General features: G+C 64.8%; 19 protein-coding genes. 6 read left to right on the top strand and 13 right to left on the bottom strand.

Features of this window, described 5'->3' with window-relative positions:
• Positions 1–168: 168 nt before the first annotated feature.
• Positions 169–1,458, bottom strand: a complete 1,290-nt coding sequence (locus L6D75_RS13410) for an NAD(P)/FAD-dependent oxidoreductase (RefSeq protein ID WP_176517358.1) — start codon at positions 1,456–1,458, stop codon at positions 169–171.
• A 134-nt stretch (positions 1,459–1,592) separates the two neighbouring features.
• Here L6D75_RS13410 and L6D75_RS13405 point away from each other — a divergent pair, with 134 nt between their 5' ends.
• The 3 genes from L6D75_RS13405 to L6D75_RS13395 all read left to right on the top strand — a co-directional run bounded on the left by L6D75_RS13405 (position 1,593) and on the right by L6D75_RS13395 (position 4,780).
• Positions 1,593–2,480, top strand: coding sequence for a LysR substrate-binding domain-containing protein (locus L6D75_RS13405; protein ID WP_176517357.1), 888 nt, complete (start codon positions 1,593–1,595; stop codon positions 2,478–2,480).
• A gap of 93 nt (positions 2,481–2,573) precedes the next feature.
• A complete protein-coding gene (aguA, locus tag L6D75_RS13400) occupies positions 2,574–3,683 on the top strand; it encodes an agmatine deiminase (protein WP_176517356.1) in 1,110 nt (369 codons plus the stop codon).
• Positions 3,683–4,780 carry an extracellular solute-binding protein gene (locus L6D75_RS13395; protein ID WP_176517355.1) on the top strand — a complete coding sequence of 366 codons (1,098 nt, stop codon included), beginning with the start codon at positions 3,683–3,685 and terminating at the stop codon, positions 4,778–4,780. The genes aguA and L6D75_RS13395 overlap by 1 nt, the downstream gene beginning before the upstream one ends.
• 106 nt (positions 4,781–4,886) lie before the next feature.
• On the opposite strand, the gene L6D75_RS13390 is transcribed toward L6D75_RS13395, so the two are convergent.
• The 8 genes from L6D75_RS13390 to L6D75_RS13355 all read right to left on the bottom strand — a co-directional run bounded on the left by L6D75_RS13390 (position 4,887) and on the right by L6D75_RS13355 (position 14,996).
• The gene (locus L6D75_RS13390) at positions 4,887–6,839 is read right to left on the bottom strand and encodes a DNA topoisomerase III (protein WP_176517360.1); all 1,953 of its coding nucleotides are present in this window, start codon (positions 6,837–6,839) and stop codon (positions 4,887–4,889) included.
• A 235-nt stretch (positions 6,840–7,074) separates the two neighbouring features.
• Entirely contained in the window at positions 7,075–7,509 is a 435-nt protein-coding gene (locus L6D75_RS13385) for a GNAT family N-acetyltransferase (protein ID WP_176517354.1), read from the bottom strand.
• Positions 7,502–8,668 (bottom strand): ribosomal protein uL16 3-hydroxylase, encoded by a 1,167-nt coding sequence (locus L6D75_RS13380; protein WP_176517353.1) that lies wholly within the window; start codon positions 8,666–8,668, stop codon positions 7,502–7,504. Before L6D75_RS13380 ends, L6D75_RS13385 begins: the two co-directional genes overlap by 8 nt.
• Before the next feature lie 81 nt (positions 8,669–8,749).
• Positions 8,750–10,120 carry an adenylosuccinate lyase gene (gene purB, locus L6D75_RS13375; protein WP_176517352.1) on the bottom strand — a complete coding sequence of 457 codons (1,371 nt, stop codon included), beginning with the start codon at positions 10,118–10,120 and terminating at the stop codon, positions 8,750–8,752.
• A 189-nt stretch (positions 10,121–10,309) separates the two neighbouring features.
• Positions 10,310–10,936, bottom strand: a complete 627-nt coding sequence (gene hflD / locus L6D75_RS13370) for a high frequency lysogenization protein HflD (protein ID WP_176517351.1) — start codon at positions 10,934–10,936, stop codon at positions 10,310–10,312.
• Complete coding sequence (gene mnmA / locus L6D75_RS13365) at positions 10,933–12,057, bottom strand: tRNA 2-thiouridine(34) synthase MnmA (RefSeq protein WP_176517350.1); 1,125 nt, start codon at positions 12,055–12,057, stop codon at positions 10,933–10,935. The genes hflD and mnmA overlap by 4 nt, the downstream gene beginning before the upstream one ends.
• 59 nt (positions 12,058–12,116) lie before the next feature.
• A complete protein-coding gene (locus L6D75_RS13360; protein ID WP_176517349.1) occupies positions 12,117–12,557 on the bottom strand; it encodes an NUDIX hydrolase in 441 nt (146 codons plus the stop codon).
• Between the two features lie 213 nt (positions 12,558–12,770).
• Positions 12,771–14,996 carry an NADP-dependent isocitrate dehydrogenase gene (locus tag L6D75_RS13355; RefSeq protein ID WP_176515163.1) on the bottom strand — a complete coding sequence of 742 codons (2,226 nt, stop codon included), beginning with the start codon at positions 14,994–14,996 and terminating at the stop codon, positions 12,771–12,773.
• Between the two features lie 466 nt (positions 14,997–15,462).
• Between L6D75_RS13355 and icd the strand changes: the two genes are divergently transcribed.
• Positions 15,463–16,719 (top strand): NADP-dependent isocitrate dehydrogenase, encoded by a 1,257-nt coding sequence (gene icd, locus L6D75_RS13350; RefSeq protein ID WP_176515161.1) that lies wholly within the window; start codon positions 15,463–15,465, stop codon positions 16,717–16,719.
• Positions 16,720–16,786: 67 nt separating this feature from the next.
• Here the strand turns inward: icd and cspD are convergent, their stop codons facing one another.
• Positions 16,787–17,053 (bottom strand): cold shock domain-containing protein CspD, encoded by a 267-nt coding sequence (cspD, locus tag L6D75_RS13345; RefSeq protein WP_176515160.1) that lies wholly within the window; start codon positions 17,051–17,053, stop codon positions 16,787–16,789.
• Between the two features lie 230 nt (positions 17,054–17,283).
• Here cspD and clpS point away from each other — a divergent pair, with 230 nt between their 5' ends.
• Positions 17,284–17,646, top strand: coding sequence for an ATP-dependent Clp protease adapter ClpS (gene clpS, locus L6D75_RS13340; protein WP_016488124.1), 363 nt, complete (start codon positions 17,284–17,286; stop codon positions 17,644–17,646).
• A gap of 30 nt (positions 17,647–17,676) precedes the next feature.
• Entirely contained in the window at positions 17,677–19,947 is a 2,271-nt protein-coding gene (gene clpA / locus L6D75_RS13335; protein WP_176515158.1) for an ATP-dependent Clp protease ATP-binding subunit ClpA, read from the top strand.
• 151 nt (positions 19,948–20,098) lie between these two features.
• On the opposite strand, the gene infA is transcribed toward clpA, so the two are convergent.
• The 3 genes from infA to aat form a co-directional block, all read right to left on the bottom strand.
• Positions 20,099–20,317 (bottom strand): translation initiation factor IF-1, encoded by a 219-nt coding sequence (gene infA / locus L6D75_RS13330; RefSeq protein WP_002553999.1) that lies wholly within the window; start codon positions 20,315–20,317, stop codon positions 20,099–20,101.
• Positions 20,318–20,419: 102 nt separating this feature from the next.
• The gene (locus tag L6D75_RS13325) at positions 20,420–21,127 is read right to left on the bottom strand and encodes an arginyltransferase (RefSeq protein WP_008097741.1); all 708 of its coding nucleotides are present in this window, start codon (positions 21,125–21,127) and stop codon (positions 20,420–20,422) included.
• Positions 21,128–21,183: 56 nt separating this feature from the next.
• Complete coding sequence (gene aat, locus L6D75_RS13320; RefSeq protein ID WP_176515156.1) at positions 21,184–21,864, bottom strand: leucyl/phenylalanyl-tRNA--protein transferase; 681 nt, start codon at positions 21,862–21,864, stop codon at positions 21,184–21,186.
• Between the last annotated feature and the right edge of the window lie 130 nt (positions 21,865–21,994).

Here is a 21,994-nt window from a genome sequence, read left to right as displayed (position 1 = left end):
ATAGGAGAGATTGCTGGGTTGTCAGTTCCGGCCCTATCGCCGGCAAGCCGGCTCCCACACTGTCAGTGGATTACCTGGACTGACCCCAAGGGTTGGATTGGTGGGGCACTCCATACCTGTGGGAGCCGGCTTGCCGGCGATAGGGCCGAAACAGTCCCCTAAGCGCCTTCAGGCACGATCACGCATCCGGTACCACGCCTTGGCCGCCGCCTCCAGCGGCGCAGCCAGCAGGTCGCCGCCCGGGAACCGCCCGTTGTCGATGCCCTGGTACAGGCTCAGCAGTTCGTCGTCACCCAGGATCGCATCGCTGACCGCCCGCGCCGCGGCCAGGGTCGGCAGCACACCATGGCCGGAAAAGCCCTGCAGCCAGTACCGTTGCCCCTCGCGGCCAACGTCCGGGGTGCGCTGCATGCTGCAGTCGATGTGCCCGCCCCAGGCGTAGTCGATGGCCACCCCAGCCAGTTGCGGGAAGACCCGCTCCAGGAACGGCCGGGTGGCGCTGGCGACATCCTTGGGGATACCCCCCAGGTAGGTGCAACCCCCACCGAACAGCAGGCGGTGGTCCGGGGTGAGGCGGAAGTAGTCGGGCACGAACTGGTTGTCGATCACGCAGCTGTTGCGCGGCAGCAGCGAGTGGGCGACTTCGGCATCCAGCGGGGCGGTGGCGACCTGGTACGAGCCGACCGGCAGCAGGCGCTGCGAGAGGCTGCGGTCGAGGCGGTCGATGTAGGCGTTGCAGGCCAGCACCAGCACCTCGCCGTGCACCTCGCCGTGGGCGGTGCGGGCGACATGGCCGTTGGCGGTCTTGTGCAGTTCGAGCACCTGGCTCTGTTCGAAGATGCGCCCGCCATGGGCTTCGATCGTGGCGGCCAGGCCCTGGGCCAGTTTCAGCGGGTTCAGGTGCGCACCCTTGGCGTCATACAGCGCTGCCTGGTAGCGCGGGCTGTCGATCCACTGGCGCATCTCGTCGCGGCCGATCAGGCGCAGCGCGTCGTAGCCCCATTTGTGTTCGGCCTCGTGCAGGGCTTCTTCGAGCATCTTCACCCGGCGTGGCAGCACCGCCGTCCACAGGCTGCCCAGCCGGTAGTCGATGTCGAAGCCATGGCGCTGGGGCAGTTCGCGCAGCTCATCGGCAGCCCAGCACATGCTTTGCCACAGGCGCCGGGTGCGCTCCACGCCCAGAGCCTTTTCCAGCGGCGGCATGTCGCACGACCAACCCAGCAGGGCCTGGCCGCCATTGCGCCCGGACGCCGCCCAGGCCACCCGGCTGGCTTCCAGCAGGGTCACGCGCTTGCCGGCCAGGGCCAGGCGCAAGGCGGTGTGCAGGCCGCTGAAGCCGGCGCCGACGATCAGCACGTCGGTATGCTCAGGGCCTTGCAGGGTGGGGCGCAGGGGGATGCTGGCGGGGTAGGTCTGGGCGTAGTAGCTGGCGACGTGCTGGGCGGATTGCTTGAACATGCAAGGTCCTCGTGAAATTTGTTTTGATTATTTTCATGAAAACTTAGCATGAATTTTTCACGCTGCCAGCAGGGTTTTGTTGGCTGTATGATCCTGGGGCCGCTGTGCGGCTCATGTACCTGACAGGAAACCCTATGCGCCGCCTGCCTTCCCTGACTGCCCTGCGCACCTTCGAGTGCGCCGCCCGCCACGGCCACTTCGGCCGCGCCGCCGCCGAGCTGTGCGTCACCGACAGCGCCGTCAGCCACCAGATCCGCCAGCTCGAAGAGCAACTGGGGGTGGCGCTGTTCGAGCGCGTCGGCCGCCAGGTGCGCCCCAGTGTCGAGGCCGAGCGCCTGCTGCATCACCTGCAGCAGGCCTTCGAGCTGATCGGCAAGGCCTGCGACGAACTGCGCGACCCCTCTTCCCAGGCCGTGCTGCGGGTAGCCGTGACCGCGGAGCTGGCGCAGAAGTGGCTGGTGGCCAGGCTCGCCGACTTCAGCAGCCGCTACCCGCACATCACCCTGCACCTGCACGATCAGCCCATCGATGCCGGCGCCCCGGCGCTGGATGTGGACGTGGCCATCACCTATGGCACCAGTGCGCTGGATGCCAGTACCCACTTCGTGCGGCCGCTGCCGCTGTTGCAGTTCTTCCCGGTGTGCAGCCCCAGCCTGTTCAACCAGGGCAGCCTCAAGCGCCCGCGCGACCTGGTGCGCCACTGCCTGTTGCATGACGACCAGGACGGCCGCACCTGGACCACCTGGCTGGCCACCCATGCCGAAGATGCCTTGCCCTCGCGCCAGCTGTACTTCCCCCACGCGGCCCTGGCCCTGGAGGCGGCGTTGCTGGGGCAGGGGGTGGCCATGGGCGACAACCTGACCTGCCAGGCCGACCTGCAGAGCGGGCGGCTGATCCGCCCGTTCGCGGCCACCGTCACCGCCCAGGGGCAGTACGCGCTGGTGTGCGAGCGGCTGCGCCTGGAGCGCGCTGCGGTGGCGCAATTCATCGAATGGTTCATCGAACAGCTGGGCGATAGCTGAATTAAATTCACCTATCGCTGAGTTTTCATCGTTGGAACCGGCCAACGCGCCGGCGTAGCGTGCAGTCATCACTCACTGACACGAGGTTGACCCATGGCACGTTCGCTGACCACCACCCCAAAAGCCGATGGCTTCCGCCTGCCCGGCGAATTCGAGCGCAAGGCCGGTTGCTGGCTCGGCTGGCCCGAGCGGCCGGACGTATGGCGCAACGGCGCCAAGCCTGCGCAAAAGGTCTGGGTGGAGATCGTCACCGCCATCGCCTCCAGCGAGCCGGTCACCGTGTGCGCCTCCGCCGCCCAGTACGCCAACGCCCGGCGCCTGCTGCCGGCGCAGGTGCGGGTGGTGGAAATGACCTGCAACGACACCTGGTTCCGCGACAGTGGCGCGTGCTTTGTGGTCAACGACGCCAGCGGCGAAGTGCGCGGTGTGGATTTCGAGTTCAACGCCTACGGCGGGCTGGACGGCGGCCTTTACTATCCCTGGGACAAGGACGACCAGATCGCGCAGAAGATCCTCGAAATCGAAGGCCTGGACCGCTACCGCGCGCCGCTGATCGCCGAGCTTGGCGGCATCCAGAGCGATGGCCAGGGCAGCCTGCTGACCACCGAGCAGTGCCTGCTCAACCGCAACCGCAATGCGCACCTGGGCAAGCAGGAGGTCACCCGCCGGCTGGAGGACTACCTGGGCGCCGACCAGGTGATCTGGCTGCCCCGGGGTTGCAAGTTCGATGAAACCGACGGCCATGTCGATGACCTGGCCTGCTTCGTGCGCCCCGGTGAAGTGGTGCTGCAGTGGACCGACAACCGCGACGACCCACAGTGGGAAATCTACCAGGAGGCCTACGACATCCTGCGCAGCACCCGCGATGCCCGGGGCCGCGAGCTGAAGGTGCACAAGCTGCCGCAGCCCGATGTGCTGCAGTGGACCGCCGAGGAGGCCGCCGGGCTGGACCAGGTCGAGGGTACGCACCTGCGCGAGGCCGGTACCCGCATCTGCGCCTCGTACATCAACTATTACGCCGGCAACTCGGCCATCGTCGTGCCGCTGTTCGGCGACCGCAATGACCAGGTGGCCCAGGCGACCCTGGCCGAACTGTTCCCCGAGCACCGCATCATCGGCATCGAGAACTCCCGCGAGATCCTGCTCGGTGGCGGCAACGTCGCCTGCATCACCATGCCGCAATACGCCGGAGGTCGTCGCTGATGAAGCTCACCTTGCTGGCCGCCGCGCTCGGCCTGGGCTGCGCGGCGGCGGGGGCCCTGGCAGCCGACGCACAACAGCCGACCGTGAACCTGTACATCTGGGGCGAGTACCTGGCCCCGGACACCTTGAGCAACTTCGAGAAGGAAACCGGTATCCGCGTGGTCGCCGACCACTTCGACTCGCTGGAAACCGCCGAGACCAAGCTGCTGACCGGCGGCAGCGGCTACGACGTGGTGCTCAGCGCCGGCCAGCACCTGAGCCGGGCCATCGCCAGCGGCGCCCTGCAGCCGTTGGACAAGGCCCAGCTGCCGCACCTGGCGGGGGTGGGCGAGGAGTTTCGCCAGCACATGGCCTTGTTCGACCCGGGCAACCGCTATGCCGGCACCTATGCCTGGGGCACCACCGGCGTGGGTTACCAGCAGCAGGCGGTGGCCGCGCGCATCGCCGATGCGCCGGTGGACAGCTGGGCGATGCTGTTCGACCCGCAGGTGGTGGCGAAATTTGCCGACTGCGGGGTGAGCCTGCTCAACGACCCCAACGAGGTGTTCGCCGCGGTGATGCGCTACATGGGCCTGGACATCAACCAGCAACGCCTCGAAGACCTCAAGGCCGCCGAGGTGCAGCTGCGCAAGATCCGCCCGTACATCCGCTACTTCGACAATGACCGCAACATCAACGACCTGGCCAATGGCGAGACCTGCGTGGCGATGTCGTGGAATGGCAACGTGGCGATTGCCCAGGGCCAGGCGCAGCAGGCGGGCAAGGCGTTTGCGCTGGACTACCGCATCCCTCGGGAGGGCACGCTGATCTGGCTCGACGCGCTGGTGGTGCCCAAGGATGCGCCGCATCCGCAGGCGGCGTGGCAGCTGATGGACTACCTGATGCGGCCGGAGGTGATTGCGCCGATCACCGACACCATTCATTACGCCAATGCGATCACGGCGGCGGACGGGTTGGTGGAGGCGAGCATTCGCAATGCGCCGGGGACTTATCCGCCGGAGGACGTGAAGGCGCGGTTGTATGGTAAGAATGACAATGGCAAGGCTTTCAACCGGGAGCTTACCCGGGCGTTCAGCCGGTTGAAGAGCGGGACTTAGGCCGTGAGGGCCCCATCGCCGGCAAGCCGGCTCCCACAGAAATCGCGTCATTGAGGGGCTACTTGTGGGGGCCGGCTTGCCGGCGATGGGGCCCGTATTGGCACCTTCAACTGGAGGTCTTGCGCCGAGCCTGCTTCGGTTTGCTTCCGGCTGTTTTGCTTCCCGCGCTGGCAGCCTTGCCCCTGCGCTTCTTCTTCCAACGCGCCGCCTTGCCCACCGCCGGCCCGGTGATGCTCATGCGCATCCCCCGGCAGCGCTCCACCAGTTTGCCCATCCACGCCGACTGGCGCGCCACGAACTCTTCCAGGCTCATTTCCCCGCTCTGCACCATGTCCAGCGCCTGCTCCCAGATGGCGGTGGTGCCGGGGTCGGCGATGGCACGCGGCACTGCGTCGATCAAGCTGAACGCCGCCGCAGTGGCGGCGAGGGCCTTGCCGTTCTTCACCAGGTAACCGCGGTCGAGCAGGCCCTGGATGATGCTGGCGCGGGTCGCCTCGGTGCCGATGCCGGTGGTTTCCTTGAGCTTCTGTTTCAGCCGCGGGTCGTCCACCAGCTTGGCCACGTTCTTCATGGCCTTGATCAGGTCGCCTTCGGTGAACGGCTTGGGCGGCTGGGTCCACAGGTCTTTGAGTTGCAGGCCCTGCACGTTGCAATCCTGGCCCTCGCGCAAGGCGGGCAGCACTTGGGCTGGCGCTGCCTCGCGGCCTTTGGCGGGGGCCAGCGCCTCAGGCAGGGCGCGGCGCCAGCCGGGCTCGACGATCTGCTTGCCGACGGCGCGCAGGGCGTGGCCGGCGCAGTCGAAATCGGCCTGGGTGCGGTCGTATTCGTGGTTGGGCAGAAACTGCGCCAGGTAGCGGGCGCGGATCAGGGTGTACACGGCCTTGTGCTTGGACGGCAGGCGCGCCGGGTCGCTGGCCGCCGCCGTGGGGATGATGCCGTGGTGGGCGCTGACCTTGGCATCGTTCCAGGCCCGCGAGCGGCGCTGGGGCTCGAGGTGCGCCTGCAAGGGCGCAAGGCTGGCGTCGGCGCGCTGCAGTGCGGCGAGAATGCCCGGCGCCTCGCTGTGCTGGCTGACGGGCAGGTAGCCGCAGTCGCTGCGCGGGTAGGTGATCAGCTTGTGGGTTTCGTACAGGGCCTGGGCGATGTCGAGGGTTTCCTGGGCGCCGAGGCCGAACTTCTTCGAGCACAGCTCCTGCAGCGTGCCCAGGTCGAAGGGCAGCGGCGCGGCCTCGCGCACCCGCTCGGTGGCAACCTTGAGCACCCGCGCCGTGCCGGCGCTGCCGATATCGCTGGCGGCCTGTTGCGCCAGCGCCGGGTTCAGGCAGCGGCCCTGGTCGTCGCAGGCATCTTCCGGGGCGCGCCACTGGGCGTTGAAGGCTTGGCCGGCTTGCGCAAGCTGTACCTCGATGGCCCAGAACGGCACCGGTACGAAGTCGGCGATGCTGCGGTCGCGGTCCACCACCAGGCGCAGGGTCGGGGTTTGCACCCGGCCCACCGGCAGCACGCCCTGGTAGCCGGACTGGCGGCCCAGCAGGGTGAACAGCCGGCTCATGTTCATGCCGATCAGCCAGTCGGCGCGCGAACGGCCGAGCGCCGAGTGGTAGAGGTTGAAGGTTTGCTGGCCCGGCAGCAGGCGGGCCAGGGCCTTGCGGATGGAGGCGTCGTCCAGTGCCGACAGCCACAGGCGCTGGATCGGGCCGCGGTAGCGGCAGTGCTCGACCAGCTCGCGGGCGATCATCTCGCCCTCGCGGTCGGCGTCGGTGGCGATCACCAGCTCGCGGGCCTCGCCGAGCAGGCGCTTGACGGCCTTGAACTGGCTGGCGGTCTTGGGCTTGACCTGCATCTTCCACTGTTGCGGGATGATCGGCAGGTCGGCCAGGTTCCAGCGCTTGTAGCGTTCGTCGTAGCTGTCGGGCGGGGCGGTTTCGAGCAGGTGGCCGATGCACCAGGTCACGCACACGTCGGTGCCTTGCCAGCAGCCGTCGCCCTTGCGCTGGGCGCCGAGGACCTTGGCGATGTCTTTGGCCTGGGAAGGTTTTTCGCAGAGGAACAGGCGCATGGCCGGGGACGCTTCATCGGGAATGATGGGCACTAGGATGCGCAAGCGGGGGCGCAGAGGCAAGTTTTATCTGGATGGATGTACAGGTTGCTGGGTCATGTGCCGGATGTAGGAGCGGCCTTGCGTCGCGAAAGGGCTGCGAAGCAGCCCCAGGTTTTGAGCTTCGCAGCAAAGACCGCCGGGGCCGCTTTGCGGCCCTTTCGCGACGCAAGGCCGCTCCTACAGGGGGCGTGTATCAGGCGGTCTCGCGGGAGTCGCGGACCATGTCCACATGCGGGATGCCGGCTTCGAGGAACTCTTCGCTGACTACGCGAAAGCCCAGGCGCTCGTAGAACGGCGTGGCATGCACCTGGGCGCTGAGCATCTGCTGCTTGAGGTCGCGGTTCTGCGCCTCGACGATCACCGCCTTGACCAGCGTGTCGCCGACCTTCAACCCGCGCCAATCCTTGAGCACCGAGATGCGGCCGATGGTGCCGTCGGCCAGCAGGCGCGCGGTGCCGATCGGGTAGTCACCTTCCAGGGCCAGGAAGTGCAGGGCGTCCTGGTCTTCGGAGTCGAACTCAAGCTCCGGCGGAATGTGCTGTTCGGCGACGAACACGGCTTCGCGAATGCGGCGGATGTCCGCGTTGTCTTTCTGCCAGTCGGCGAGGCGCACACGAATCTTATTCATTGGCGAATCCCAGGCTTCCTTGTTTGATCAGTTGCTGTACCAGCATAAGGCCATCTTCATCCTGCAACCATTCACCGAGGTTGTCGATGTGCAGGGCGTCGGCGGCACACACCAGTTTCAGCAGTTCGCGCAGCTTGGCAGGCAGCGGGCAGCTGCGGCCGCTGGCGAACAGCATCAGGTCGTCGTTGAGCTCGGACCAGGCCATGCGTGCGCTTGGGTTGCGGATCAGGATCGCGCCATCTTCGAGGGCCTCGACCAGCTCTTCCTCGCTCAGCTCTTCGCCGACCACCTGCTCCGGGTAGCGTGGCTCGGTCATGAACTGGCCGAACCAGGTCAGCAGCAGGTCCTTGTCGTTCATGTGCTTGTCGAGCAGCGCCTTGAGGCGGTCGAGGGCGTCATGCTGGATCTGGTGCGGGTCGCTGACCGGCTGCGCGTCGGCATCGCTGTAGCGCTCTTCGTCGGGCAGGAACTGGCCGAGGAAGTCGGTGAAGTGGGTCAGCACTTCGGCGGCGCTTGGCGCGCGGAAGCCGACCGAGTAGGTCAGGCAATCGTCCACGGCCACGCCGTAGTGGGCCAGGCGCGGCGGCAGGTAGAGCATGTCGCCGGGCTCCAGGGTCCATTCGCCGCTCTGTTCGAATTCGGCGAGGATGCGCAGGTCGGCGTGGGGCAGCAGCGGGCTGTCGCTGTTGCACATCTGGCCGACTTTCCAGTTGCGTTGGCCGTGGCCTTGCAGCAGGAACACGTCGTAGTTGTCGAAGTGCGGGCCGACGCTGCCACCGGGGGCGGCGAAGCTGATCATCACGTCATCGATACGCCAGCTTGGCAGGAAGCGGAACTGCTCGAGCAGCTCGGCCACTTCCGGCACGAACTGGTCGACGGCCTGCACCAGCAGGGTCCAGTCCTTTTCCGGCAGCTCGGCGAAGGTCTCTTCGTTGAACGGGCCGCGGCGCAATTCCCACGGGTGGGCGCCGTGCTCGAGCACGATGCGCGACTCGACTTCCTCTTCCAGGGCCAGGCCGGCCAGCTCGTCGGGGTCGATCGGGCTTTCGAAGTCCGGGAAGGCCTGGCGCACCAGCAGGGGCTTCTTCTGCCAGTAGTCGCGCATGAATTCGCGGGCCGAGATGCCGCCGAGCAGCTGCAGTGGAGTATCAGGATTCATGTTCAACCTATTGAAAAAACGTAATTTTCGTCCGGGAATAAAAACGCCCGGCTAGGCCGGGCGTTGAACGCGACGGTCAGCTTAGATGCGTTTTGCCTGGGCTGCCGCGTTACCGATGTAGGTAGCGGGGGTCAGCAGCTTCAGTTCGGCCTTGGCGTCGGCTGGCATGTCCAGGCCGTCGATGAAGGTCAGCAGCGCTTCAGGGGTGATGCCCTTGCCACGGGTCAGCTCCTTGAGCTTCTCGTAGGGGTTCTCGATGTTGAAGCGGCGCATCACGGTCTGGATCGGCTCGGCGAGGACTTCCCAGCAGGCGTCCAGGTCGGCGGCGATGCGTGCGGCGTTGACTTCCAGCTTGCCGATGCCCTTGAGGCTGGCTTCGTAGGCGATGACGCTATGGGCGAAGCCCACGCCCAGGTTGCGCAGCACGGTGGAGTCGGTCAGGTCACGCTGCCAGCGCGAGATCGGCAGCTTGCTGGCCAGGTGCTGGAACAGCGCGTTGGCGATACCCAGGTTGCCTTCGGAGTTCTCGAAGTCGATCGGGTTGACCTTGTGCGGCATGGTCGAGGAGCCGATTTCGCCGGCCACGGTCTTCTGCTTGAAGTAGCCCAGCGAGATGTAGCCCCAGACGTCGCGGTCGAAGTCGATGAGGATGGTGTTGAAGCGGGCGATCGCGTCGAACAGCTCGGCGATGTAGTCGTGCGGCTCGATCTGGGTGGTGTAGGGGTTGAACACCAGGCCCAGCTCGTCTTCGATGAAGGCGCGGGCGTTGGCTTCCCAGTCGATCTGCGAGTAGGCCGACAGGTGGGCGTTGTAGTTGCCCACGGCGCCGTTGATCTTGCCCAGCAGCGGCACGGCGGCAACCTGGGCGATCTGGCGCTCCAGGCGGTACACGACGTTGGCCAGCTCTTTGCCCAGGGTGGTCGGCGAGGCCGGCTGGCCGTGGGTGCGCGAGAGCATCGGCACGTCGGCGTGGGCGTGGGCCAGGGCGCGGATGGCCTCGGCGATCTGGCGCATCAGCGGCAGCAGCACGTCGTCGCGGCCAGCGCGCAGCATCAGGGCGTGGGACAGGTTGTTGATGTCCTCGCTGGTGCAGGCGAAGTGGATGAATTCGCTGACCTTGGCCAGCTCAGGCAGCTGGGCGGCCTGCTCCTTGAGGAGGTATTCGATCGCCTTGACGTCGTGGTTGGTAGTGCGCTCGATTTCTTTCACGCGTTCGGCGTGCTCGAGCTTGAAGTCGGTGGCCAGGCTGTCCAGCACGGCGTTGGCTTCGGCGGAAAACGCCGGCACTTCGCCGATCTGTGGGTGAGCGGCCAGGCGCTGCAGCCAGCGCACTTCGACCAGGGCGCGGAAACGGATCAGGCCGAATTCGCTGAAGATGGGGCGCAAGGCCTGGGTTTTGCCGGCGTAACGGCCGTCTACAGGGGAAACCGCAGTGAGCGAAGAAAGCTGCATGGGGTGTTCTCGGACAGTCAGGCTTTTGGAAGGGCGCATATCATACATGAAAAATGCCTGTAGGAGCGGCCTTGCGTCGCGAAAGGGCCGCGCAGTGGCCCCGGCATGAGGGCGCATGCAAAGGCCCTGGGGCCGCGTTGCGGCCCTTTCGCGACACAAGGCCGCTCCTACAAAGGTTGTGCGCATTTCTCAGGAAGCGTTGCGCATCATGTCGTACAGTTCGTTGAGCAGCTTGCGCCGGCTGAATACCAGCTGCCAGCGGTGCCCGCCCAGCTGGCGCCACAGGCGCGCGGCGCGGATGCCGGCGAGCAGCAGGGCGCGGATCTTCGAGGCGTTGCTGGCCTGCTGCAGGAAGCGCATGTCGCCATGCACCTGGATGCGCTGGCGCAGGGTGCTCAGGGTGTCCTGGTACAAGGCTCCACTGGAAGCGATGACGTTTTCGTGAACCAGGCCGAAATGCTCGGCCTGCGACTGGATCTGCGGCAGGCGGTTGCCGATGGTCTCGAGCAGGTCGCCGCGCTTGTTCAGCTGGCGCTCCAGGCCCAGCATCGACAGGGCATAGCGCAGGGGCTCGCGCTGCAGGCTGTTGGGGTCGCGCTCCAGGGCACCGACCAGCGCCCGGTAGCCGTCGCGCAGGTTGAGGTCGTCGCCACCGAACACCTCCAGGGTGTCCTTGGGGTCGCGCACCAGAAGGCTGCCCAGCATGCAGCCGATATTGGCCTCGCTGGCCTGGCCGGTGCGGGCGATGCGATCGACCAGCACGGCGGCCTGGAATACACCACCCAACGCTACCAATTGCTCGCGCAGGTCGCTCATGCGCGCGGGCTCCACGGCTCGGCGCTTTCGATCACCCCGCCGCCCAGGCACACCTCGCCGTCGTAGAACACCACCGACTGGCCGGGGGTGACCGCGCGCTGCGGCTCGTCGAACACGGCGCGGTAGCCGCTTTCGGTCAGCTCCAGCGTGCATTGCTGGTCGCTCTGGCGGTAGCGCACCTTGGCGGTGAGGCGGCGCGGGCTGCTCAGGTCGATCGGGTTGACCCAGAAGATCTGCGAGGCGAGCAGGGCGCGGGAGAACAGCCACGGGTGTTCGTTGCCCTGGCCGACCACCAGCACATTGCGCACCAGGTCCTTGTGCAGCACGTACCACGGCTCGTCGCCGGCGTCCTTCAGGCCGCCGATGCCCAAGCCCTGGCGCTGGCCGATGGTGTGGTACATCAGGCCGTGGTGGCGGCCGATCACTTCACCTTCGGTGGTTTCGATGTTGCCCGGTTGCGCGGGCAGGTACTGCTTGAGGAAGTCGCTGAAGCGGCGCTCGCCAATGAAGCAGATGCCGGTGGAGTCTTTCTTCTTGGCGGTGGCCAGGCCGTGTTTCTCGGCGATGGCACGCACTTCGGGCTTTTCCAGCTCGCCCACGGGGAACAGCGTGCGGGCGATTTCCTTGCCGCCGACGGCGTGCAGGAAGTAGCTCTGGTCCTTGTTCGGGTCCAGGCCCTTGAGCAGTTCGGTGAGCTCGCCGGTGTCGCGGCGGCGCACGTAGTGGCCGGTGGCGATCAGGTCGGCGCCCAGCGACAGGGCGTAGTCGAGGAACGCCTTGAACTTGATTTCGCGGTTGCAGAGGATGTCCGGGTTCGGCGTGCGGCCGGCCTTGTATTCCTCGAGGAAGTGCTCGAACACGTTGTCCCAGTACTCGGCGGCGAAGTTGGCGGTGTGCAGCTTGATGCCGATGCGGTCGCACACGGCCTGGGCGTCGGCCAGGTCTTCACGGGCGGTGCAGTATTCGGTGCCGTCGTCCTCTTCCCAGTTCTTCATGAACAGCCCTTCCACCTGGTAGCCCTGCTCCATGAGCAGAAGGGCGGAGACGGAAGAGTCCACGCCGCCGGACATGCCGACGATGACGCGGGTCTTGGCGGGGTCTTTGAGTGCTGGGCTGGTCATGGCTACCGATGTGTATCAAGGGGGAAAAACGTCGATTCTATCAAACCCGGCGCGGCGCGTCAGTCGCGCAGCAGGGCAAGGCTGTGCAGCGGCCCCTGCAGGTAGTCGTCCAGGCAGCGTGGCACCAGCTCGCTGCGCCAGCGGCTGGGGTCGGCCAGCAGTTCTTCGCGGCTGAGCCAGACGGCGCGGACGATGTCGCTGTCCAGTGCCAGGTCGGCGTGGTGGCGCACGGGGCGGGCGGCGAAGCAGATGCGCTGGTAGGTCACGCCATTGCTTGGGGCGGTGTACAGGTAGATGCCGACCACGCCGGTGAGCTCGACTTCCCAGGCGGTTTCCTCGAGGGTTTCGCGCAGAGCGGCCTGGGGCAGGGTTTCGAAGGGTTCGAGGTGGCCGGCGGGCTGGTTGAAGACGTGCTGGCCGGCCTTGAATTCTTCGACGAAGAGGAACTTGCCTTCGTGCTCGACGATGGTGGCGACAGTGATGTGGGGTTGCCAGGTCATGAGCATTTCCTATGGTTGGCGCGGCCCCTGTAGGAGCGGCCTTGCGTCGCGAAAGGGCTGCGAAGCGGCCCCGGCGGTTTTTGCTGCGAAGCTGATAACCCGGGGCCGCTTTGCGGCCCTTTCGCGACGCAAGGCCGCTCCTACAAGGGGCGCTTTCAGAAAGCACAAACCCCGGTGCGTGGCCGGGGTTTGTGCTGTTACTTCAAGCGAACCTTACAGGGCGGCAATGGCGCTGTTCAGGGTCTGGCTTGGGCGCATCACCTTGGCGGTCAGCTCGGCATCCGGGGCGTAGTAGCCGCCGATGTCGGCTGGCTTGCCCTGGACGGCGTTGAGCTCGGCAACGATGGTCGCCTCGTTCTCTGCCAGGGTCTTGGCCAGCGGTGCGAAGCGCGCCTGCAGGGCGGCGTCGTCGCTCTGGGCAGCCAGGGCCTGGGCCCAGTACAGGGTCAGGTAGAAGTGGCTGCCGCGGTTGTCGATACCACCGACTTTGCGCGAAGGCGACTTGTTGGTGTCGAGGAACTTGCCGGTCGCCTGGTCCAGGGTGTTGGCCAGGACCTTGGCGCGTGGGTTGTCGTAGGTGTTGCCCAGGTGCTCCAGGGAAGCGGCCAGGGCCAGGAATTCACCCAGCGAGTCCCAACGCAGGAAGTTCTCTTCCACCAGCTGCTGCACGTGCTTGGGTGCCGAACCGCCGGCGCCGGTTTCGAACAGGCCACCGCCGTTCATCAGCGGCACGATCGACAGCATCTTGGCGCTGGTGCCCAGCTCCATGATCGGGAACAGGTCGGTCAGGTAGTCGCGCAGCACGTTGCCGGTAACCGAGATGGTGTCCTTGCCTTCGCGGATGCGGGCCAGGGAGAACTTGATGGCGTCGACCGGCGCCAGGACACGGATGTCCAGGCCAGCGGTGTCGTGATCCTTCAGGTAGGTCTGCACCTTCTCGATCATCACGCCGTCGTGGGCGCGGGCCGGGTCCAGCCAGAACACCGCAGGGGTGTTGCTCAGGCGGGCACGGTTGACGGCCAGCTTGACCCAGTCCTGGATCGGCGCGTCCTTGGTCTGGCACATGCGGAAGATGTCACCGGCTTCGACGTTCTGCTCCAGAACGACCTTGCCCTTGCCATCGACCACGCGCACGACGCCGTCGGCCTTGACCTGGAAGGTCTTGTCGTGGGAGCCGTACTCTTCGGCTTTCTGCGCCATCAGGCCAACGTTCGGCACGCTGCCCATGGTGGTCGGGTCGAAGGCGCCGTTGGCCTTGCAGTCTTCGATGGTGGCCTGGTAGATGCCGGCGTAGCAGCGGTCCGGGATGATCGCCTTGGCGTCCTGCAGTTCACCGGCGGTGTTCCACATCTTGCCCGAGTCGCGGATCATCGCTGGCATCGAGGCGTCGACGATGACGTCGCTCGGCACGTGCAGGTTGGTGATGCCCTTGTCGGAGTTGACCATGGCCAGGGCCGGACGCTCGGCGTACAGGGCCTGGATGTCGGCTTCGATTTCGGCCTGCTTGTCGGCTGGCAGGTCCTTGATGCGGGCGTACAGGTCGCCGATGCCGTTGTTGGCGTTGAAGCCGACTTCGGTCAGGGCGGCGGCGTGCTTGGCCAGTACTTCACCGTAGAAGGCTTCAACGATGACGCCGAACATGATCGGGTCGGACACCTTCATCATGGTGGCTTTCAGGTGCACCGACAGCAGTACGCCGGAGGCCTTGGCGTCGGCGATCTGCTCGGCGATGAAGGCTTTCAGGGCCTTGCGGCTCATGGTCGCGCAGTCGATGATCTCGGCGGCCTTGACGGCGGTCTTTTCCTTCAGGACGGTGGTGCTGCCGTCTTTGCCGACCAGCTCGATGCGCAGGCTGTCGTCAGCTTCGATCAGGGCGGCTTTTTCGCTGCCGTAGAAGTCGCCGCTGTTCATGTGGGAAACGTGCGACTTGGAGTCGGCGGCCCAGGCGCCCATCTTGTGCGGGTGCTTGCGTGCGTAGTTCTTGACCGACAGCGGGGCGCGGCGGTCGGAGTTGCCTTCGCGCAGTACCGGGTTCACGGCGCTGCCCTTGATGCGGTCGTAGCGTGCGCGCGATTCTTTCTCTTCGGCGCTGGCCGGCTCGTCGGCGTAGTCAGGGATGTTGTAGCCCTTGCCCTGCAGCTCCTTGATCGCCGCCTTCAATTGCGGGACCGAGGCCGAGATGTTCGGCAGCTTGATGATGTTGGCTTCAGGGGTGGTAGCCAGCTGGCCCAGTTCCGCCAGGTGATCGCCTACCTGCTTCTCGGCGCCCAGTTGCTCCGGGAATGCCGCGAGGATGCGGCCAGCCAGGGAGATGTCGCGGGTTTCTACGGCGATGTCAGCCGAAGCGGTGAAAGCTTCGATGATCGGCAGCAGCGAGTAGGTGGCGAGGGCGGGGGCTTCGTCGGTGAAGGTATAGATGATCTTGGAACGGGTGGGCATGCGGGTTAACTCTCTATGTGCTGAGCGTACTCGAGTCTCGTGGTGCGCAGGGTAGGCGCTTCGCCCAGGCGATGCCATAGGCGGAAAGTCGAGAGGCTGCGAGCGGTGATGGTGGATGCATCAGTCGAGCGTCAAGTGCTGAGCTGCGGTAACAGCCCAGGCTTCGTGGCCAGGCGTCGTGCCTGGCCGAGGGCGAGCCGCATTTTCCTGGGATTCGCCCCGATGACCCTTCGGTCGCGGCGCAGTATATCAAACCAATCGGGCTAATCAGCAAGGTGAAGTGGCATCGGCGCCATTTATAAGACCAAAGACGTAGGGGCAATGTGGTGGATTGCCGCAGGGCGGGCGCTGGCAAAGGGTGGGCGCAGCCGATGCAAGGTGCGCCGCTTGCAGGTCGGCGGATGTGGTTTAGGCTCAGTGGGATCGCATGATGTCCAATCACACCCGAAAGCGGAGTAGTGCAAGCATGGGATACCAGAAAATCAAGGTTCCGACCGACGGCGCCAAGATCACCGTCAATGCAGACCATTCGCTCAATGTGCCCGACAACCCCATCATTCCTTATATCGAAGGCGATGGGATTGGCGTCGATGTGTCGCCGGTGATGATCAAGGTGGTCGATGCGGCCGTGCACAAGGCCTACGGCGGCAAGCGCAAGATCCACTGGATGGAGGTGTATGCCGGGGAGAAGGCCACCCAGGTGTACGACCAGGACACCTGGCTGCCCCAGGAAACCCTGGATGCGGTGAAGGACTACGTGGTGTCGATCAAGGGGCCGCTGACCACGCCGGTGGGCGGTGGCATCCGTTCGCTCAACGTGGCCCTGCGCCAGCAACTCGACCTGTATGTGTGCCTGCGCCCGGTGCTGTGGTTCAAGGGCGTGCCGAGCCCGGTCAAGAAGCCAGGCGATGTGGACATGGTGATCTTCCGCGAGAACTCCGAAGACATCTATGCCGGCATCGAGTGGAAAGCCGGCTCGCCCGAGGCGAACAAGGTGATCAAGTTCCTCAAGGAGGAAATGGGCGTCACCAAGATCCGCTTCGACCAGGACTGCGGCATCGGCGTCAAGCCGGTCTCGCGCGAGGGCACCAAGCGCCTGGTGCGCAAGGCCTTGCAATACGTGGTGGACAACGACCGTGAATCGCTGACCCTGGTGCACAAGGGCAACATCATGAAGTTCACCGAAGGTGCCTTCAAGGACTGGGGCTACGAGGTGGCTCGCGATGAATTCGGCGCCGAGCTGCTCGATGGCGGCCCGTGGATGAAGTTCAAGAACCCCAAGACCGGGCGCGAGGTCATCGTCAAGGATGCCATTGCCGACGCCATGCTCCAGCAGATCCTGCTGCGCCCGGCCGAGTACGATGTGATCGCCACGCTCAACCTCAACGGTGACTACCTGTCCGACGCCCTGGCGGCGGAAGTGGGCGGCATCGGTATCGCGCCGGGGGCCAACCTGTCCGACACCGTGGCCATGTTCGAGGCGACCCACGGCACTGCGCCCAAGTATGCCGGGCAGGACAAGGTGAACCCAGGCTCGGTGATCCTCTCGGCGGAAATGATGCTGCGGCACATGGGCTGGACCGAGGCGGCCGACCTGATCATCAAGGGCACCAATGGCGCGATCGGGGCCAAGACCGTGACCTACGACTTCGAGCGGCTGATGGAAGGGGCCAAGCTTGTGGGCAGCTCAGGCTTCGGCGACGAGATGATCAAGCACATGTGAGGCAAAGCAAAACCGGCCGTCTCGTGAAGAGGCGGCCGGTTTTTCGTGTACCGGCACAGAGCAGGGGTCAGGCTTTGGCGGTTTCGCTCTGGGGTTCGCCCTGGGCATTGGCGACCTCTGCAGCTGCCGCGGCGGCATCCTTGATTTCGACGGCGTGCAGGCCTTTGGGGCCCTGGACGATGTCGAACACTACGGCCTGGCCAGCCTTGAGGGTCTTGTATCCGTCCATGCGAATGGCCGAATAATGAGCGAAAAGGTCATCGGATTTACCTTCCTCGTTGATGAATCCGTAGCCCTTGGCATTGTTGAACCACTTGACTTTACCGCTTGCCATCCCTATGTCCCTCTGCAAAGGACTCCATCACTGGAGTATCATCCACTTCATCCGCATACGAACCATGCGAAAAATCTGGTTGACTGCGCGGATCTTTATCGACCACGGTGGGTTCTTATTGGTTGTAACACCGTTTTGCCGATAGTCAAGGTCGCCCGGCGCCAGCGCCGGCAGTGGCCTGTGCGGTCAACCCACAACCTTAACTTGTCGATCATGATGAAATTCTTTCCATGCATGCACCAAGCGAGATTCGACTAACATTCAATCAGGATCGCCCGCAAACGAACGAGGACGACGGCTCAGGTCTTGCGGTACAGGAAGCCAAGCCGATCCTGCAGGCGCCACCGATGTACAAGGTGGTTTTGTTCAACGATGACTACACGCCGATGGATTTCGTCGTCGAAGTGCTCGAAACGTTCTTTAGTTTGAACCGCGAGCTGGCGACCAAGATCATGCTGACCGTCCATACCGAAGGGCGGGCAGTGTGCGGATTGTTTACCCGTGACATCGCCGAAACAAAGGCCATGCAGGTCAACCAATACGCCAGGGAAAGCCAGCATCCGCTACTCTGTGAAATCGAGAAGGACGGTTAATCGCCGACCACTTGGGTATGAGGTGAAGCTATGTTAAACCGCGAGCTCGAAGTCACCCTCAATCTTGCCTTCAAGGAGGCTCGTTCGAAGCGTCATGAGTTCATGACCGTCGAACATCTGCTGCTGGCACTCCTTGACAATGAGGCTGCCGCGACCGTTCTGCGCGCCTGTGGCGCCAATCTCGACAAACTCAAGCACGACCTGCAAGAGTTCATCGATTCCACCACACCCCTTATTCCCGTCAATGACGAAGACCGCGAAACCCAGCCGACCCTGGGCTTCCAGCGTGTGCTGCAGCGTGCCGTGTTCCACGTGCAAAGCTCCGGCAAGCGCGAAGTGACCGGCGCCAATGTGCTGGTGGCGATCTTCAGCGAACAGGAAAGCCAGGCCGTGTTCCTGCTCAAGCAGCAGAGCGTGGCCCGTATCGACGTGGTCAACTACATCGCCCATGGCATCTCCAAGGTGCCGGGCCATGGCCCGCACAGTGAAAACGACCAGGAAATGCAGGACGAGGACGGTGCTGAAACCTCCTCTTCGAGCAACCCCCTGGATGCCTATGCCAGCAATCTCAACGAGCTGGCCCGTGCCGGCCGGATCGACCCGCTGGTAGGCCGCGAGCAGGAGGTCGAGCGCGTTGCGCAGATCCTCGCCCGGCGGCGCAAGAACAACCCGCTGCTGGTGGGCGAGGCCGGTGTCGGCAAGACCGCCATCGCCGAAGGCCTGGCCAAGCGCATCGTCGATGGCCAGGTGCCCGACCTGCTGGCGCAGAGCGTGGTGTACTCGCTGGACCTTGGCGCACTGCTGGCCGGCACCAAGTACCGCGGCGACTTCGAAAAGCGCTTCAAGGCGCTGCTCGGTGAGCTGCGCAAGCGCCCGCAGGCGATTCTGTTCATCGACGAGATCCACACCATCATCGGTGCCGGTGCGGCCTCCGGTGGCGTGATGGATGCGTCCAACCTGCTCAAGCCGCTGCTGTCGTCCGGTGAGATCCGTTGCATCGGCTCGACCACCTTCCAGGAATTTCGCGGCATCTTCGAGAAAGACCGGGCCCTGGCGCGGCGTTTCCAGAAGGTCGATGTCAGCGAGCCATCGGTGGAAGACACCGTCGGCATCCTGCGCGGCCTGAAGGGGCGGTTCGAAAGCCACCACAACATCGAGTACAGCGACGAAGCGCTGCGTGCAGCGGCAGAGCTCGCCTCGCGCTACATCAACGATCGCCACATGCCGGACAAGGCCATCGACGTGATCGACGAGGCGGGTGCCTACCAGCGCCTGCAGCCTGAGGCCAACCGCGTCAAGCGTATCGAAGTGCCGCAGGTCGAGGACATCGTCGCCAAGATCGCGCGGATTCCGCCAAAGCACGTCACCAGTTCCGACAAGGAGCTGCTGCGTAACCTGGAGCGCGACCTGAAACTGACCGTGTTCGGCCAGGATGCTGCCATCGACTCGCTGGCCACGGCCATCAAGCTGTCGCGTGCCGGCCTCAAGGCGCCGGACAAGCCGGTCGGCTCGTTCCTGTTCGCCGGCCCAACCGGCGTCGGCAAGACCGAGGCCGCGCGGCAGCTGGCCAAGGCCCTGGGGGTTGAGCTGGTGCGCTTCGACATGTCCGAGTACATGGAGCGGCACACCGTGTCGCGCCTGATCGGTGCGCCTCCAGGCTATGTCGGGTTCGACCAGGGTGGCCTGCTGACCGAGGCCATCACCAAGCAGCCGCATTGCGTGTTGCTGCTCGACGAAATCGAGAAGGCCCACCCGGAAGTCTTCAACCTGCTGCTGCAGGTGATGGACCACGGCACCCTGACCGACAACAACGGGCGCAAGGCGGACTTCCGTAACGTGATCCTGATCATGACCACCAACGCCGGGGCTGAAACCGCGGCACGGGCGTCGATCGGCTTTACCCATCAGGACCACGCGTCCGATGCCATGGAAGTCATTCGCAAGAGCTTCACGCCGGAGTTCCGCAACCGCCTGGACACCATCATCCAGTTCGGCCGCCTGAGCCACGAGACGATCAAGAGCATCGTCGACAAGTTCCTCATCGAACTGCAGGCCCAGCTGGAAGACAAGCGCGTGCTGCTGGAAGTCAGCGACGATGCTCGCGGCTGGCTGGCGGCGTCGGGCTACGATGTGCAGATGGGGGCGCGGCCGATGGCGCGGCTCATCCAGGACAAGATCAAGCGGCCATTGGCCGAGGAGATCCTGTTTGGCGAGCTGGCCGAGCATGGCGGTGTGGTGCACATCGACCTGCGCGATGGCGAACTGGTGTTCGATTTCGAGACCACGGCAGAAGTCGCGTGATGCAAGGGGCCGCTTTTGCGGCCCATCGCCGGCAAGCCGGCTCCCACGGCTGTAGGAGCCGGCTTGCCGGCGATGGGCTGCAAGGCAGCCCTCACAATGTTGAAGGCACAAAAAAGCCCGGCACTTGGCCGGGCTTTTTCATGGCTTAAGCTTAGCGCGCACGATAAGTAATGCGGCCCTTGCTCAGGTCATAAGGCGTCAGCTCGACGCGGACCTTGTCGCCAGTGAGAATGCGGATGTAGTTCTTGCGCATCTTTCCGGAGATGTGCGCGGTTACGACGTGCCCGTTTTCCAACTCCACGCGGAACATGGTGTTGGGCAGGGTGTCGACGACAGTACCTTCCATTTCGAAGCTGTCTTCTTTCGACATGCAGTTGAGCCCTCGGTATCCAGTGTTGGCCCGACGCATAACCGCACCGGGCAAAAAAGTGGCGTGGATTATGCCGGAAAAAGGTGTTTCAAGCCAATGCTTTCAATTGAGGGTGACCCAGCGCTGGTTGATCAGCAATTCGATGGGCCGGTACTGCGTCTTGTAGTTCATCTTCTTGCAGTTCTTGATCCAGTAACCGAGGTACACCGCCTCCAGATCCTGGCGCAGGGCCTCGGTGATCTGCCAGAGGATGGCAAAACGCCCCAGGCTGCGCCGTTCCTCGTCCGGCTCGTAGAAGGTGTACACCGCCGACAGGCCGTTGGGCAGCAGGTCGCACACCGCCACCGCCAGCAGGCGCCCGGCCAGGCGAAACTCGTAGAACCAGCAGAACGGCAGGTCGCGTACCAGGAAGGTGGAAAACTGATCGCGGCTGGGCGGGTACATGTCGCCATCGGCGTGGCGGGTCTCGATGTAGCGCCGGTACAGGTCGAAGTACTCTTCCTTGAAGGCCGGGCGCGCGGCAGTCACGGTCAAGTCGGCATTGCGCTTGAGGATGCGCCGTTGCTGGCGGTTGGGAATGAAGCGCGCCGCAGGGATGCGCGCCGGCACGCAGGCATTGCAGTTCTGGCAATGCGGGCGGTACAGGTGGTCGCCACTGCGCCGAAAACCCATCTCTGACAGGTCGGCATACACATGCACGTCCATCGGCTGGCTGGGGTCGAGGAACAGGGTGGTGGCCTGCTCGTCCGGCAGGTAGCTGCAGGAGTGGGGTTGAGTGGCATAGAACTTCAAACGCGCCAACTCTGTCATGATCGACCCCTTCGGTGAGACTTTGCTTTAAGTGTAAGCCAGCTGGCAAAACTCGCCTAGGTCCGCCAACTGGCGCTGTTGGGCTGGTCGAGGTACTGCCCGAGGTACCCGGCAAAGTCTGCCCGGCTGATGGCGCGGGCGCCGAGGCTGTGCAGGTGGTTGGTCGGCATCTGGCAGTCGATCAGCACGAAGCCGGCCTCGCGCAGGTGCTCGACCAGGGTCACGAAACCGACCTTGGAGGCGTTGTCGGCGCGGCTGAACATCGACTCGCCGAAAAACAGCCGGCCCATGGCCAGGCCATACAGCCCGCCGACCAGCTCGCCGTCCTGGCGCACTTCCACCGAGTGGGCGATGCCGCGCCGGTGCAGCTCGCAGTAGGCATCGCGCATGGTGTCGGTGATCCAGGTGCCGTCGGCATAGTCGCGGGGTGCGGCGCAGGCGGCGATCACGGCAGGGAAGTCGGTGTCGAAGCTGACCTGGTAGCGGCCTTGGCGCATCAGCTTGGCCAGTGAGCGCGAAACGTGCAGTTCGTTCGGGAGCAGCACCGTGCGCGGGTCAGGCGACCACCAGAGGATCGGCTGGCCGTCCTGGTACCAGGGGAAGCAGCCATGGCGATAGGCCTGCACCAAGCGATCGGGGCTCAGGTCGCCACCGGCCGCCAGCAGCCCGTTGGGGTCGTGCAGGGCCTTTTCCAGGGGCGGGAAGGTCAGCGAGTCGCGGGTCAGCCAGGTGAGCATGGTCTATCGTGCGGTGGGGGAGGGGAGAGGCCAGCATGGCGCGGGTGCCAGGCAGGGTCAATCTCTTTGGCCCCATGGCTGGCCGCCATATAGGCAATTTCCTACACATTCATGCAGCCGCAGGCACCAT

Origin of the sequence: Pseudomonas faucium (genome assembly GCF_021602585.1) — a bacterium.
GTDB classification, from domain to species: domain Bacteria; phylum Pseudomonadota; class Gammaproteobacteria; order Pseudomonadales; family Pseudomonadaceae; genus Aquipseudomonas; species Aquipseudomonas faucium.
The sequence above is the reverse complement of the archived record's forward strand: the minus strand, read 5'-3'. Positions and strand labels throughout refer to the sequence as shown.

Bases quoted from the DNA above. Each gene is read 5' to 3' on its own strand.
- L6D75_RS13410 (WP_176517358.1), bottom strand. From the start codon at position 1,458: ATGTTCAAGCAATCCGCCCAGCACGTCGCCAGCTACTACGCCCAGACC.
- L6D75_RS13405 (WP_176517357.1), top strand. From the start codon at position 1,593: ATGCGCCGCCTGCCTTCCCTGACTGCCCTGCGCACCTTCGAGTGCGCC.
- aguA (WP_176517356.1), top strand. From the start codon at position 2,574: ATGGCACGTTCGCTGACCACCACCCCAAAAGCCGATGGCTTCCGCCTG.
- L6D75_RS13395 (WP_176517355.1), top strand. From the start codon at position 3,683: ATGAAGCTCACCTTGCTGGCCGCCGCGCTCGGCCTGGGCTGCGCGGCG.
- L6D75_RS13390 (WP_176517360.1), bottom strand. From the start codon at position 6,839: ATGCGCCTGTTCCTCTGCGAAAAACCTTCCCAGGCCAAAGACATCGCC.
- L6D75_RS13385 (WP_176517354.1), bottom strand. From the start codon at position 7,509: ATGAATAAGATTCGTGTGCGCCTCGCCGACTGGCAGAAAGACAACGCG.
- L6D75_RS13380 (WP_176517353.1), bottom strand. From the start codon at position 8,668: ATGAATCCTGATACTCCACTGCAGCTGCTCGGCGGCATCTCGGCCCGC.
- purB (WP_176517352.1), bottom strand. From the start codon at position 10,120: ATGCAGCTTTCTTCGCTCACTGCGGTTTCCCCTGTAGACGGCCGTTAC.
- hflD (WP_176517351.1), bottom strand. From the start codon at position 10,936: ATGAGCGACCTGCGCGAGCAATTGGTAGCGTTGGGTGGTGTATTCCAG.
- mnmA (WP_176517350.1), bottom strand. From the start codon at position 12,057: ATGACCAGCCCAGCACTCAAAGACCCCGCCAAGACCCGCGTCATCGTC.
- L6D75_RS13360 (WP_176517349.1), bottom strand. From the start codon at position 12,557: ATGACCTGGCAACCCCACATCACTGTCGCCACCATCGTCGAGCACGAA.
- L6D75_RS13355 (WP_176515163.1), bottom strand. From the start codon at position 14,996: ATGCCCACCCGTTCCAAGATCATCTATACCTTCACCGACGAAGCCCCC.
- icd (WP_176515161.1), top strand. From the start codon at position 15,463: ATGGGATACCAGAAAATCAAGGTTCCGACCGACGGCGCCAAGATCACC.
- cspD (WP_176515160.1), bottom strand. From the start codon at position 17,053: ATGGCAAGCGGTAAAGTCAAGTGGTTCAACAATGCCAAGGGCTACGGA.
- clpS (WP_016488124.1), top strand. From the start codon at position 17,284: ATGCATGCACCAAGCGAGATTCGACTAACATTCAATCAGGATCGCCCG.
- clpA (WP_176515158.1), top strand. From the start codon at position 17,677: ATGTTAAACCGCGAGCTCGAAGTCACCCTCAATCTTGCCTTCAAGGAG.
- infA (WP_002553999.1), bottom strand. From the start codon at position 20,317: ATGTCGAAAGAAGACAGCTTCGAAATGGAAGGTACTGTCGTCGACACC.
- L6D75_RS13325 (WP_008097741.1), bottom strand. From the start codon at position 21,127: ATGACAGAGTTGGCGCGTTTGAAGTTCTATGCCACTCAACCCCACTCC.
- aat (WP_176515156.1), bottom strand. From the start codon at position 21,864: ATGCTCACCTGGCTGACCCGCGACTCGCTGACCTTCCCGCCCCTGGAA.